At 62.0% G+C, this 13,617-nt stretch carries 14 protein-coding genes and 1 tRNA gene; 13 read left to right on the top strand and 2 right to left on the bottom strand.

The genetic code is table 11. The features are described from left to right. Nucleotides 1–821: NAD(P)/FAD-dependent oxidoreductase (locus HV744_RS09230; protein ID WP_175149221.1), on the bottom strand; the 821-nt coding region annotated here is incomplete at its 3' end. A 188-nt stretch (nt 822–1,009) separates the two neighbouring features. On the opposite strand from HV744_RS09230, the gene HV744_RS09235 reads away from it, so the two are divergent. Both HV744_RS09235 and HV744_RS09240 read left to right on the top strand, forming a co-directional pair. Further along, nucleotides 1,010–1,786 (top strand): SDR family oxidoreductase, encoded by a 777-nt coding sequence (locus HV744_RS09235; RefSeq protein WP_175149222.1) that lies wholly within the window; start codon nt 1,010–1,012, stop codon nt 1,784–1,786. A 169-nt stretch (nt 1,787–1,955) separates the two neighbouring features. Then, the gene (locus HV744_RS09240; protein ID WP_175149223.1) at nt 1,956–2,387 is read left to right on the top strand and encodes an acyl-CoA thioesterase; all 432 of its coding nucleotides are present in this window, start codon (nt 1,956–1,958) and stop codon (nt 2,385–2,387) included. Nucleotides 2,388–2,480: 93 nt separating this feature from the next. Here the strand turns inward: HV744_RS09240 and HV744_RS09245 are convergent, their stop codons facing one another. Further along, the gene (locus tag HV744_RS09245; protein ID WP_175149396.1) at nt 2,481–3,026 is read right to left on the bottom strand and encodes a LuxR C-terminal-related transcriptional regulator; all 546 of its coding nucleotides are present in this window, start codon (nt 3,024–3,026) and stop codon (nt 2,481–2,483) included. Nucleotides 3,027–3,299: 273 nt separating this feature from the next. On the opposite strand from HV744_RS09245, the gene HV744_RS09250 reads away from it, so the two are divergent. The 11 genes from HV744_RS09250 (at nt 3,300) to pheS (ending at nt 13,526) form a co-directional block, all read left to right on the top strand. Next, nucleotides 3,300–4,004: a CoA transferase subunit A gene (locus tag HV744_RS09250; RefSeq protein ID WP_175149224.1), complete on the top strand. Its 705-nt coding sequence runs from the start codon at nt 3,300–3,302 to the stop codon at nt 4,002–4,004. A 2-nt stretch (nt 4,005–4,006) separates the two neighbouring features. Further along, nucleotides 4,007–4,648: a CoA transferase subunit B gene (locus HV744_RS09255; RefSeq protein WP_175149225.1), complete on the top strand. Its 642-nt coding sequence runs from the start codon at nt 4,007–4,009 to the stop codon at nt 4,646–4,648. Between the two features lie 253 nt (nt 4,649–4,901). After that, a complete protein-coding gene (locus HV744_RS09260) occupies nt 4,902–5,816 on the top strand; it encodes an alpha/beta fold hydrolase (RefSeq protein WP_175149226.1) in 915 nt (304 codons plus the stop codon). Nucleotides 5,817–5,896: 80 nt separating this feature from the next. Beyond that, nucleotides 5,897–6,250: a RidA family protein gene (locus HV744_RS09265; RefSeq protein WP_175149227.1), complete on the top strand. Its 354-nt coding sequence runs from the start codon at nt 5,897–5,899 to the stop codon at nt 6,248–6,250. 63 nt (nt 6,251–6,313) lie between these two features. Then, nucleotides 6,314–8,557: a RelA/SpoT family protein gene (locus HV744_RS09270; protein WP_175149228.1), complete on the top strand. Its 2,244-nt coding sequence runs from the start codon at nt 6,314–6,316 to the stop codon at nt 8,555–8,557. A 150-nt stretch (nt 8,558–8,707) separates the two neighbouring features. After that, nucleotides 8,708–8,784, top strand: a tRNA-Val gene (locus HV744_RS09275). Nucleotides 8,785–9,035: 251 nt separating this feature from the next. Further along, nucleotides 9,036–10,943, top strand: a complete 1,908-nt coding sequence (thrS, locus tag HV744_RS09280) for a threonine--tRNA ligase (RefSeq protein ID WP_175149229.1) — start codon at nt 9,036–9,038, stop codon at nt 10,941–10,943. A 51-nt stretch (nt 10,944–10,994) separates the two neighbouring features. Beyond that, nucleotides 10,995–11,519 (top strand): translation initiation factor IF-3, encoded by a 525-nt coding sequence (infC, locus tag HV744_RS09285; RefSeq protein WP_075643713.1) that lies wholly within the window; start codon nt 10,995–10,997, stop codon nt 11,517–11,519. A gap of 248 nt (nt 11,520–11,767) precedes the next feature. Beyond that, complete coding sequence (gene rpmI, locus HV744_RS09290) at nt 11,768–11,965, top strand: 50S ribosomal protein L35 (RefSeq protein ID WP_006052501.1); 198 nt, start codon at nt 11,768–11,770, stop codon at nt 11,963–11,965. A 29-nt stretch (nt 11,966–11,994) separates the two neighbouring features. Then, a complete protein-coding gene (rplT, locus tag HV744_RS09295) occupies nt 11,995–12,354 on the top strand; it encodes a 50S ribosomal protein L20 (RefSeq protein WP_006052502.1) in 360 nt (119 codons plus the stop codon). A 158-nt stretch (nt 12,355–12,512) separates the two neighbouring features. Continuing rightward, a complete protein-coding gene (gene pheS, locus HV744_RS09300) occupies nt 12,513–13,526 on the top strand; it encodes a phenylalanine--tRNA ligase subunit alpha (RefSeq protein ID WP_007181117.1) in 1,014 nt (337 codons plus the stop codon). Nucleotides 13,527–13,617 lie beyond the last annotated feature (91 nt).

Genomic DNA, 13,617 nt, shown 5'->3' on the forward strand with positions numbered 1-13,617 from the left:
CCGACCACGAAGCCCACCACCACCTGGTTGTTGTCCATGTGATAGAGGAACGAGCCGCCGTAGGTATCGTTCTCCAGCGGCCAGCCGGCGGTGTGCATCACCAGCCCCGGCCTGTGCTTCGCCGGATCGATTTCCCACAGTTCCTTGATGCCGATGCCGTAGACCTGCGGATCGACGCCTTCGCGCAGCCGGAATCTATCGTTCAGCTGACGGCCGAGGTGGCCGCGCGCGCCTTCGCAGAACAGCGTGTACTTCGCGTGCAGCTCCATGCCGAGCTGGAAGTTCTCGGTCGGCTCGCCGTCCTTGCCGATGCCGAGATTGCCGGTCGCGACACCTTTCACGGATCCGTCATCGTTGTACAGCACCTCGGCGGCGGGAAAGCCCGGGAAAATCTCGACGCCCAGCGCCTCAGCCTGCTGACCCAGCCAGCGCGTGACGTTCGCGAGGCTGATCACATAGTTGCCGTGGTTCTTGAAGTTGTCCGGCAGCGCCCAGGTCGGCACGCTCTTCGAGCCGGTTTCCGTCAGGAAGAGGAACCTGTCTTCGGTCACGTCCACCGTGAGCGGCGCGCCTTTTTCCTTCCAGTCCGGGATCAGTTCGGTGAGCGCGCGCGGATCCATCACCGCGCCCGACAGGATATGAGCCCCGATCTCCGAGCCTTTTTCCAGTACGCACACGCCAATTTCGACGCCTTTTTCAGCCGCCAGCTGCTTCAGGCGGATCGCTGCGGACAGGCCAGCCGGGCCACCGCCGACGATCACGACGTCGTATTCCATCGACTCGCGCGGGCCGTACTGCTCAATGAGACTTGCGGGGGTCATTGATGCTCCTCTTACCGTTAGAATGCTTTTTTCGGGTTGGTATTGTGGGCGATCGATCCCCGCACTGCAACCAGAGGAGCATAGATTAGCACGATCGTTCTATTTGTGTGATACGGTATCGACCCGCAGCGACGGTCTTACCGCACCCGTCAACCGCAGTTGTCATTACAACCGAACAAGGAACGACAATGGGCCGTTCGATCAATCTGGAAGGCAAGGTCGCGCTGATTACCGGCGCTTCGAGCGGGTTGGGAAAGCGCTTTGCTCAGGTATTGTCGCAGGCGGGCGCCAAGGTCGTGCTGGCCAGCCGGCGCACCGAGCGTCTGAAGGAACTGCGCGCGGAGATCGAGGCGTCCGGCGGCGCGGCGCACGTCGTTTCGCTCGACGTGACCGATTATCAGAGCATCAAGTCGGCGGTCGCGCATGCGGAGACCGAGGCCGGCACGATCGACATTCTGGTGAACAACTCGGGCGTGTCGACCACGCAGAAGCTCACCGAGGTCACGCCGGCCGACTTCGAATACGTGTTCGATACGAACACGCGCGGCGCCTTCTTCGTCGCCCAGGAAGTCGCCAAGCGCATGATCATGCGCGGCAACAATGCGCAGAAGCCGTCGTACCGGATCATCAATATCGCGTCGATGGCGGGCTTGCGCGTTCTGCCGCAGATCGGCCTGTATTCGATGAGCAAGGCGGCCGTCGTCCATATGACGAAGGCGATGGCGCTGGAATGGGGCAAGCACGGCATCAACGTGAACGCGATCTGCCCGGGCTATATCGACACCGAGATCAACCATCATCACTGGTCGACCGAGCAGGGGCAGAAGCTGGTGTCGATGCTGCCGCGTCATCGCGTCGGCAAGCCGGAAGATCTGGACGGGCTGTTGCTGTTGCTGGCGGCCGACGAATCGCAGTTCATCAACGGCTCGGTGATCGCCGCCGACGACGGCTTCGGGCTCTCGTGAGCGCGCCGGATTAGCGCAAGTTCGCAGAAAGTGTTTTACGCGCGCGGGCTCTTCCGTTGCGGGAGAGCCCGCGTTATCTTGCACGGTGGTTGCGGGCCGGCCCGCGCGCCGGCCTTGCCGCCTTGAGCTGGTTTCAACACTTTGAAGAAGTACGAAGAACGGAAGTACGATGAGCGATTTTCACGCAGTTTTCGAGATGTCGATGCCGATCCGCTGGGGCGACATGGACGCGTTCGGCCATGTGAACAACACGGTCTATTTCCGCTACATGGAGCAGGTGCGGATTTCCTGGTTCGAGCAACTGGGTCTTGCCGGCAGCAACGCGGATGGGCAGGGGCCGGTGATCGTCAATGCGTCGATGGAGTTTCTCAAGCAGTTGCACTATCCCGGCGACGTGATCGGCCGGATGTCGGTGGCTACACCCGGGCGCAGCAGCTTCGACACCGGCTTCGAACTGGTGCGTGCCGACGACCCGAACACCGTGTATGCGCGGGGCGCCGCGCGCTGCGTGTGGATCGATTACGCGGCCGGCAAGTCGGTGCCAGTGCCCGATCTGCTGCGCGCGACCATCGAGCGTGCCGCGCTCGTCAAGGCGGCTTAGTGGCGGCTTAATGGCGGCTTAATGGCCGATTAGCGGCCTGAGCGCCGTCCGTCCATACCCGGGCCACGACGGCCGGGTTTCAATGTCCGTCCGTCAATTCCCGAGCAGCCGCTGTAGAAGCTCAGTCGCATTCCCCGTCTCGTATTTACGCATCAGCCGCGCCCGGTAGACATCGACCGTGCGCGGGCTGATCTCCAGCACCCGGCCGATCTGCTTGCTGGTCTTGCCCGTCACCAGTTGCGCGGCGATTTCGCGTTCGCGCGGCGTGAGCTCCACCGCCACGCGCCGGGTCGCGCTCAAATCCTCGAAGGTCCAGACGCCCGCCGCGTGGGGGTCGGTGCGTTGCTGCGCGCGGCCCGTCACATGGCACCAGAACAGTTCGCCGTTGGCGCGCTTCATGATGCGGTCGTCCGCGTAGCTGCCCAGGGCGGTCATGATCGGCGGAATCCGCGCGCCGATCCGCTCGAATTCGTCCGTCGACGGATACAGCACCTGAAACGACTGGCCGAGCAGCGACTCGCGCGTGCAGCCGAAAATCGCAGCCAGCTCGTCATTACAGTCTTCAATAGTGCGTTCGCGCGACAGCACGAGTCCGATCGGGGCAAGGTGAAACGCGGTTCGGTAATCCAGCGCGGGCATGGGTCGGCGGCAAGTACTTATGTAGTTTTGCGTATTGTGCCGCATGGCGTGCGCAGCGTACTCTTTCGGGCACATGACAATGCGGCGAAGCTGTTCGCGGCGGGCGTCGGCGCACAGCACAGATCAAGCTGGGCGCACAGCCTGCCGGGGATGACTAGAATGACGTGTCGGGCCTGGCCCGCAGAACGTCGTACCAGCCGCAACGAACCGGCGCCGGCGTTTCCGGCGGCCGGCGATCCGGTTTCGGATTTCCATAAAGGAAGGGACATACTGATGAACAAGGTCTATCCAGGCGCCGCCGAGGCGCTGAAAGACATCGTCAAGGACGGGCAGACGTTTGCCGTCGGCGGCTTCGGGTTGTGCGGCATTCCGGAGGCGCTGATCGCGGCGCTGCGCGATTCGAAGGTGCAGGGCATCACCTGCATCAGCAACAATGCGGGTGTCGACGGGTTCGGCCTCGGCATGCTGCTCGAAACGCGCCAGGTCAAGAAGATGATCTCGTCGTACGTCGGCGAAAACAAGGAGTTCGAACGCCAGTATCTGGCCGGCGAGCTCGAGCTCGAATTCACGCCGCAAGGCACGCTCGCCGAGAAGCTGCGCGCGGGCGGCTCGGGCATTCCGGCGTTCTTCACCAACACCGGCTACGGCACGCTGATCGCCGAGGGCAAGGAAACCCGCCAGTTCGGTGAAAACCACTACGTGCTGGAACATTCGCTGACCGCCGACGTCGCGCTCGTGAAGGCGTGGAAGGCCGACAAGTCGGGCAACCTGATCTACCGCCGCACCGCGCGCAACTTCAACCCGATGTGCGCGATGGCCGGCAAGATCACCGTCGCGGAAGTCGAAGAGATCGTCGAAGTGGGCGAACTCGATCCGGACGCGATCCATACCCCAGGCGTCTTCGTGCAGCGCATCGTGCTGAATGCGCATCCGGAAAAACGCATCGAACAACGCGTCGTCCGCGCGAAAGGAGACTGATCATGGCATGGACTCGTGACCAAATGGCCGCGCGCGCGGCGAAGGAATTGCAGGACGGTTTTTACGTGAACCTCGGCATCGGTCTGCCGACGCTGGTGGCCAACCATGTGCCGGAGGGCGTCGAAGTGTGGCTGCAGTCGGAAAACGGCTTGCTCGGTATCGGCCCGTCGCCGACCGAAGAGGAAGTCGACGCCGACCTGATCAACGCCGGCAAGCAGACCGTGACCACGCTGCCGGGCTCGTCGATTTTTTCGTCGGCGGATTCGTTCGCGATGATTCGCGGCGGCCACATCAATCTGGCGATTCTCGGCGCGATGCAGATCAGCAAGAAGGGCGATCTGGCCAACTGGATGATCCCCGGCAAGATGATCAAGGGCATGGGCGGCGCGATGGATCTGGTGGCGGGCGTCAGGCGCGTGGTCGTGCTGATGGAGCACGTCGCGAAGGGCGATCAGCACAAGATTCTCGAAGAATGCACGCTGCCGCTGACGGGCGTGGGTGTGGTCGATGAGATCATCACCGACCTCGGCGTGATCGAGGTGACGGAAGACGGTCTGAAGGTGACCGAACTGGCGCCGGGCGTGAGTGTCGACGAAATCAAGACGAAGACCGGTGCGCCGCTTGATGTGAGCGCAGTGAGCTGACGCTCACGCGGGTTGCTGACCGGTTGCCTGATTCCCGATCGGCCGGCGGCAACAAGGTGATTTCCCAGGCGGGCGAGACGCGAGTCTCGCCCGTTCCGTCTTGTGCCGCGCACTGATGTGTCAGCGGCTGTCCCAGGTCGTCCGGACGATCCTTGGCCCGCGGCAAAGCGGTTTACAATCGTTTGAAGACTGGACGCTTATCGATCCCTGCTGTACCCGAGCCAGATCCGCAGCGCTTTCGCAAGGAACCCAGATGACCGAATCGATCTCCGCTTCCCCCGCCGAGCGGCCCGTGCCGCTCCAACGTTATGTGCAGTGCGCGAGCGCCGCCGGCTTGCACCGCGTCGCGTACACCGAATGGGGCGACCCGGACAATCCGCGCGTGCTGCTGTGCGTGCACGGCCTGACGCGCTCGGGGCGCGATTTCGACCGCGTCGCGGCGGAATTCGCCGGAACCTACCGCGTGGTCTGTCCGGATGTGGTGGGGCGGGGCTTGTCATCGTGGCTCGCGAACCCCAACTTCTATGGCATTCCGCAATACGTCGCCGACATGGTCACGCTGATCGCGCGCCTGGATGTCGAAACGATCGACTGGTTCGGCACCTCGATGGGCGGTCTGATCGGGCTAGGGCTCGCCGGCTTGCCGGAAACGCCGATCCGCAAGCTGCTGCTGAACGACGTTGGCCCGCATCTGGAGCCGGGCGCCGTGCAGCGCATCGGCGATTACCTCGGCAAGCCCGCGCGCTTCGAAACGCTGCAGCAGGGCATCGATTACGCCGCTTTGCTCGCGCAAACTTTCGGTCCGCTCACGCCGGACGAATGGCGCGAAATCAATACGCCGCTGCTGCACGAACAGGACGGCGGATGGTCGTTGCGCTACGACCCGCGCATCGCGCTGCCGTTTGCCGCGGTCACCGAAGAAGCGACGAAGCTCGGCGAGGCTGCACTGTGGCATTCGCTCGCGTCGTTCCAGGGGCCGGTGCTGGTGGTGCGCGGCGAGCAATCCGATCTGCTGTCGCGTGAAACCGTCGCGAAGATGGTCGAAACCGGACGCGCCGTAGCGAGCGTGGAAATCGCCGGCGTCGGGCATGCGCCGGCGTTTCTCGCGGCCGATCAGATCGACGTTGCGAGACAGTTCTTTATCGGAGCGGCCGCCAACGCGTCATAATGTGAAGTTCCGCGCGGCGTCTTTGATGGGCGTCATGCGGAACGCATCTGAACAATTTTCAACCCATCTCAGGATTCTTCATGGCAGTCATTCGTCACCACGTCGGCAAGCGCCTCTCGGAAATCGCCGTGCACAACGGCACCGTGTATCTCGCGGGCCAGATCGCCGAAGAAACGGATCAGGACATCACGGGGCAGACGCGCGAAGTGCTCGGCCACATCGACCGGCTGCTGGCTGAAGCGAACAGCGACAAATCGCATCTGCTGTCGGTGCAGATCTACATCGCGGATATGGAGCACTTCGCCGGCATGAACGCCGTGTGGGACGAGTGGGTCGCACAAGGCGCGACGCCGCCGCGCGCTACCGTCGAAAGCAAGCTCGCCAACCCGAAGTGCCTCGTCGAAATCGTCGTGGTCGCGGCACAGCGCAGCTAGGCACCGCTCAGTCACTGTTGTTGAAATCCTGTTGATTCGTCTGGCCCGGTGGGCCGTCGCACCATGAATACCGAAATCGTCACGAGCACGCCTCACCCCATTCCTTCTTTCGACGAAGCGATGGCGTTCGTGCGCGAGCATGCGGGCGAGGTGCGGCTGTCATCGGGCGAGTTGCTGGCGGATCACGCGGCGGGCACGGCGTCGATCATGCGCAAGCTCAATGTCGATCCGCCGGCGGTGCTGGCGGCGGCGCTGTTTGCGCTGACCCCGCATTTGCGCGACCCGGAGCGCGTGATCGCCGACAATTTCGGCGAAGAAGTCGCGCAACTGGTCGGCGACGTGCGCAAGTTGCTGCGCCTTGGCACAGTGAGCTTGCGTGCCGCGCAGAACGCGATACCCGAGGCCGGGCGCGACGCTCAGGCCGCGCGCCGCGCGCAGGTCGAGGCGCTGCGCAAGATGCTGCTCGCCTTCGCGCAAGACATTCGCGTGGTGCTGATCCGTCTCGCGTCGCGCCTGCAATCGCTGCGTTATTACGCGGCGGCGAAAGTCACCCCTTCACCGGACGTGGCGCGCGAGACGCTCGATATTTATGCGCCGCTCGCCAACCGTCTGGGCATCTGGCAATTGAAGTGGGAACTCGAGGATCTCGCGTTCCGCTTCGAGGAGCCGGACACTTACAAGCGAATCGCGAAGCTGCTCGACGAGAAACGCGTCGAGCGCGAAAGCTATGTCGCGCAGGCCATCGAACGTCTGCAACAGGAGCTGGCCGCGGCGCAGATTCGCGCGGAAGTCAGCGGCCGGCCGAAACACATCTACAGCATCTGGCGCAAGATGCGCGGCAAGGAACTGGACTTTGCCGAGCTGTACGACGTGCGCGCGTTTCGCGTGATCGTGCCGGACATCAAGGACTGCTACACCGTGCTCGGCATCGTGCACAACCTGTGGCAACCGGTGCCGAGAGAGTTCGACGACTACATCTCGCGGCCGAAGCCGAACGGCTATAAATCGCTGCACACGGTCGTGATCGGCGACGACGGCCGCGCGTTCGAAGTGCAGATCCGCACGCAGGAAATGCATCAGTTCGCCGAGTACGGCGTGGCCGCGCATTGGCGCTATAAAGAGGCGGGCACGCGTGGCTACGGCGGCCAGTTCAGCGCCAACGAGAAGTACGACGAGAAGATCGCGTGGCTGCGTCAACTGCTCGCGTGGAAAGATGAAGTCACCGAGGGCGAGCATGGCGAGCAGCGCGCGGCGCAGCCGTGGGAGCAATTGCGCCAGGCCACGCTCGACGACGACCACATCTACGTGCTGACGCCGCAAGCGCGCGTGATTCCGTTGCCGCACGGCGCGACGCCTGTCGATTTCGCTTATCACCTGCATAGCGAACTGGGGCATCGCTGCCGTGGCGCGCGCGTCGACGGTGCGATGGTGCCGCTCAACACGCCATTGCAGAACGGCCAGACGGTCGAGATCGTCGCGGTGAAGGAGGGCGGTCCGTCGCGCGACTGGCTCAACCCGCAGCTCGGCTATCTGCAGAGTCCGCGCGCGCGGCAGAAAGTGCGCGCGTGGTTCAACGCGGTCGAGGTGCAGGAGCACATCGCGAGCGGCCGCGCGATGGTCGAAAAGACCTTGCAGCGCGAGGGCAAGACGTCGGTCAATCTCGATCAGCTGGCCGCCAAGCTTGGTTTCAAGACCACCGACGATCTGTTCTCCGTGGTCGGCAAAGAGGAGTTCAGTCTGCGGCTCGTCGAGCAGGCGCTGCACGATGCGCCGCCGCCGGAGCCCGTGGTCGAAGCGCCCGCGCAATTCGAAAAGCGCAGTAGCGGCGCGAGCGTGGCGCGCGGGGCGTCCACGGGGGTGCTGGTAGTCGGTGTCGACGCGTTGCTCACGCAGCTCGCGCGCTGCTGCCGGCCGGCGCCGCCTGACGATATCTGCGGCTTTGTCACGCGCGGCAAGGGCATGTCGATTCACCGCAGCGATTGCCCGACATTCCAGCGGATGGCCGACCGCGCGCCGGAGCGCGTGTTGCAGACTGCGTGGTCGGCGGATGTGATGAGCGGTCGCGGCCAATCCGTCTATCCCGTCGATCTCAGCATCGAGGCGACGGACCGGCAGGGTTTGCTGCGCGATATTTCCGAAGTGTTCGCGCGTGAAAAAATGAATGTGATCGGCGTGAAGACGCAGACGCGCCGCAATGCCGCGTTCATGCAATTTACCGTCGAGGTGTCGAATGCCGCGCAGATTCAGCGCGCGTGCACGCTGCTCGGCGAAGTGACGGGCGTGGTGCGCGCTTCACGCAAGAACTGACGCGCGCGATGTGGCGCGTGTGCGCGGCGCACCCGCCGTGCATTTGCCGTCCATCTGCAGGACGCGCTCAGAAGCATGAGCAGAAATTTAAAGTCGCTGCATAAAAGTACTTGCCAAGTGGTGTGGGGCTCCATATAATCTCGTTTCTTCAGGCTCGTAGCTCAGCTGGTTAGAGCACCACCTTGACATGGTGGGGGTCGTTGGTTCGAGTCCAATCGAGCCTACCAACGAAAGAGAAATTCCGGTTTGCCGGGGTTTCGCAAACTGCAGTAAGCGCCTTCGGCGCAAAAGGCGAATACGGTTATGACACCGCGAACGTTGACCGAAACCACTTCGGAGCGACGCTAGTCGAGGACCCATTTCGCCAATGTAGTTTGCAGGAAATGTGAATGCGGCCCCTCGAAAGCGGGGCCGCATTTTTTTTGGCTTTTTGACCTTGTTGTATGTGCCGCCGCCGGTCGGCACCACGGAGAACGCAATGGTTTCGATACGTCTGCCTGACGGTTCTGTTCGACAGTACGAGCATCCGGTGACCGTCGCCGAAGTGGCCGCCTCGATCGGCCCCGGCCTCGCGAAGGCCGCGCTCGGCGGCAAGATCGACGGTGAGCTGGTCGATACGTCCGCGCTGATCGATCGCGACGTGGCGCTTGCCATCGTCACCGAAAAAGATGCAGACGGTCTCGATATCATCCGTCACTCCGCGGCGCACTTGCTTGCGTACGCGGTGAAGGATCTGTACCCGGAAGCGCAAGTCACGATCGGTCCGGTGATCGACAGCGGCTTCTACTACGACTTCGCGTACAACCGTCCCTTCACGCCGGAAGATCTCGAAAAGATCGAAAAGCGCATGCAGGAACTCGCGAAGAAAGACGAGCCGGTCTCGCGCCGCGTGGTGTCGCGCGACGAAGCGGTGGGCTACTTCAAGAGCATCGGCGAGAAGTACAAGGCCGAGATCATCGAATCGATCCCGTCGACCGACGAGATCAAGCTGTACTCGCACGGCGGCTTCACCGATCTGTGCCGCGGTCCGCACGTGCCGTCCACCGGCAAGCTGAAAGTCTTCAAGCTGATGAAGGTGGCGGGCGCCTACTGGCGCGGCGATTCGAAGAACGAACAATTGCAGCGCATCTACGGTACGGCCTGGACCAGGAAGGAAGACCAGGAGGCGTATCTGCACATGCTCGAAGAGGCGGAAAAGCGCGACCACCGCAAGCTCGGCAAGCAGCTCGACCTGTTCCACATGCAGGACGAGTCGCCGGGCATGGTGTTCTGGCATCCGCGCGGCTGGACGCTGTGGCAGCAGGTCGAGCAGTACATGCGCCGTCGCGTGAACGACGCCGGCTACCTCGAAATCAAGACGCCGATGATTATGGACCGTTCGCTGTGGGAAGCGTCGGGCCACTGGCAGAACTATCGTGAAAACATGTTCACGACGGAATCGGAAAAACGCGACTACGCGATCAAGCCGATGAACTGCCCGGGTCACGTGCAGGTGTTCAACCACGGTTTGCGCTCGTATCGCGATCTACCGCTGCGTTACGCGGAGTTCGGCTCGTGCCACCGCAATGAATCGTCGGGCGCGCTGCATGGTCTGATGCGCGTGCGTGGTTTCGTGCAGGACGACGCGCACATTTTCTGTACCGAAGACCAGTTCATCAGCGAATCGATCGCGTTCAACACGCTGGCGATGAGCGTCTACAAGGACTTCGGCTTCGACAATGTCGAGATCAAGCTGTCGCTGCGCCCGGACGCGCGTGCCGGCACGGACGAAACGTGGGATCGCGCGGAGCAGGGTCTGCGCGAGGCGCTGACGGCATGCGGCGTGACGTGGACAGAGTTGCAGGGCGAGGGGGCGTTCTACGGCCCGAAGGTCGAGTACCACATCAAGGACGCGCTCGGCCGCTCGTGGCAATGCGGCACGTTGCAGCTCGATATGGTGCTGCCGGAGCGCCTGGGCGCCGAATATGTCGCCGAGGACAACAGCCGCCGCCGCCCGATCATGCTCCACCGGGCAATCGTCGGATCGATGGAGCGTTTTCTCGGTATTCTGATCGAGCACCATGCTGGTGCAATGCCGTCGTGGCTTGCGCCGATGCAGGTTGTCGTGATGAATATTGCGGAAAGTCAGGCCGAATATGCACAGTCGCTAGCCCAATCGTTGCAAAAACAAGGGGTTAGAGTTGAGGCCGATTTGCGCAACGAGAAGATTAGCTATAAAATACGCGAGCATACGCTGGAGAAGGTGCCGTACCTGCTTGTGGTCGGCGACAAAGAGCGTGAAGCCCAAACGGTAGCCGTGCGTGCCCGTGGTGGTGTCGATCTGGGTGGGATGCCCCTCGATACTTTCATTGAGCGTCTGCGCCAGGACGTGCAGTCGTTCAACTGAGCCACTTGGCAGCCCGGCTCGTTTTTTTTTAATTGTTAGAGGAAACGTAACATCGCTACTGATAAGTCTGCGCACCGCATCAACGGTGAAATTACGGCACCCGAGGTGCGTCTGGTCGGCGTCGAGAACGAACCGCTCGGCATCGTGAAACTCGCTGATGCGTTCCGCATGTCGGAACAGCAAGACGTGGATCTGGTCGAAATCGCTCCGCAAGCGGTCCCGCCGGTTTGCCGTTTGATGGACTACGGCAAGTTCAAGTACCAGGAAGCGAAGAAGCAACACGAGGCGAAGCTCAAGCAGAAGGTCATCCAGGTCAAGGAAGTCAAATTCCGCCCGGGTACCGACGACGGTGACTACAACGTCAAGCTGCGCAACCTCGTCCGCTTCCTCGAAGACGGCGACAAGACGAAAATCACGTTACGTTTCCGTGGCCGCGAAATGGCTCACCAGGAAATCGGTATGCGCATGCTCGAACGCCTGCGCACGGACCTCGACGAAGTCGGTCAGGTCGAGCAGATGCCGAAAATGGAAGGGCGCCAGATGATCATGGTGCTCGCTCCGAAGAAAAAGAAGTAAGCGGCTGGAGCGGCGGCGCGCCAAGTGGTGCGTGCTCTGGTGGCGAAAGTTTGAAATGGTGCTGTGCCGGGTGTCCGGTGCGGTATCGGCAGGTTTCGGAACGGCGTGCATGCACATGCGCGCCGCTTCCTGAAAAGCGGCCGCTGGCAGTATCGGCGGTCTGCATACCAAGTGGAATGGGTTTCGAAGGGCGGATTATGGCCATCTGGCCGACCGCACACCCATATCCATCTAATAATGGAGTTGTCATGCCGAAGATGAAGACCAAGAAGAGTGCTGCAAAGCGCTTCGTGGTGCGTCCGGGCGGTACCGTCAAGCGCGGTCAGGCCTTCAAGCGCCACATTCTTACCAAGAAGACCACCAAGAACAAACGCCATTTGCGCGGTTCGACGGCAGTTCACGATTCCGATCTGAACTCCGTGCGCGCAATGCTGCCGTTCGCTTAACCCTTAACCGAAACTCATAGGAGCGAAACATGCCTCGAGTAAAACGTGGGGTTACCGCACGGGCCCGTCACAAGAAGATCATCAAGCTGGCCAAGGGTTACCGCGGCCGTCGCAATAACGTCTATCGCATCGCCAAGCAGGCGGTCATGCGCGCAGGCCAATACGCCTACCGCGATCGCCGCAACAAGAAGCGTGTGTTCCGTGCATTGTGGATCACGCGTATCAACGCGGCGGTGCGTCAGCACGACATGACGTACAGCGTGTTCATCAACGGCCTGAAGAAGGCTTCGATCGAACTCGACCGCAAGGTGCTGGCCGACATGGCTGTGTTCGACAAGGCTGCTTTTGCTGCGATCGTTCAGCAGGTGAAAGCCGCCGTTGCAGCCTGATTGCGCTTCTGGCAATTAAAACTGCGTGGTTCGTTGCAGCGAACATCCGGTAGTCTCGGTGACGTTGCAGCAAAAACGGGGCTCCTCACCGAGCCCCGTTTTTGTTGGTAGAACCAGTTTTGCTTCGATTGAACACTGACGTTGAAATGATGGGATCAATGGATCTGGACCAGATTGTCGCCGACGCGCAAAAAGCCTTCGCAGAAGCCTCCGACGTCACCACCCTCGAGAACGAGAAAGCGCGCTTTCTCGGTAAATCGGGTGCGCTGACCGAGCTGTTGAAGGGCCTTGGCAAACTCGATCCCGAAACGCGCAAGACCGAAGGCGCACGGATCAACCTCGTCAAGCAACAAGTTGAAGCCGCGTTGACGGCCCGCCGTCAGGCGCTGGCCGACGCGTTGCTGAATCAGCGCCTCGCCGCTGAAGCCATCGACGTCACGCTGCCCGGCCGCGGCACCGGCGCAGGCAGCCTGCACCCGGTGATGCGCACCTGGGAGCGCGTCGAACAGATTTTCCGTACGATCGGATTCGACGTGGCCGATGGCCCCGAGATCGAAACCGACTGGTACAACTTCACCTCGTTGAACAGCCCGGAAAACCATCCGGCGCGTTCGATGCAGGACACCTTCTACGTCGACGGCAAGGATGCCGACGGCCGCCAGTTGCTGTTGCGCACGCACACGAGCCCGATGCAGGTGCGTTACGCGCGCACCAATACGCCGCCGATCAAGGTGATCGTGCCGGGCCGCACGTACCGCGTGGACAGTGACGCGACGCATTCGCCGATGTTCAACCAGGTCGAAGGCCTGTGGATCGACGAGAACATCAGCTTTGCGGACCTGAAGGGTGTCTACACCGACTTCCTGAAGAAATTCTTCGAGCGTGACGACATTCTCGTGCGCTTCCGTCCGTCGTATTTTCCGTTCACCGAACCGTCGGCCGAGATCGACATGCTGTTCGAAACGGGCAAGAACGCCGGCAAGTGGCTCGAAATTTCGGGCTCGGGCCAGGTTCACCCCACGGTGATCCGCAACATGGGCCTCGACCCGGAGCGCTACATCGGTTTTGCTTTCGGCAGCGGCCTCGAGCGGCTCACGATGTTGCGTTACGGCGTGCAAGACCTGCGTCTGTTCTTCGAAAACGACCTGCGTTTCCTGCGTCAATTCGCGTGAACCGGCGCGTACGAACGCGACAAGCATAGAGCGCGGCATGCAGTGCATGCCGCCCGCAGCGTCCCCGGCAGTGCCCGGTTATTCGGCCAAA

It is taken from the genome of Paraburkholderia ultramafica, assembly GCF_902859915.1.
GTDB classification, from domain to species: Bacteria; Pseudomonadota; Gammaproteobacteria; order Burkholderiales; family Burkholderiaceae; genus Paraburkholderia; species Paraburkholderia ultramafica.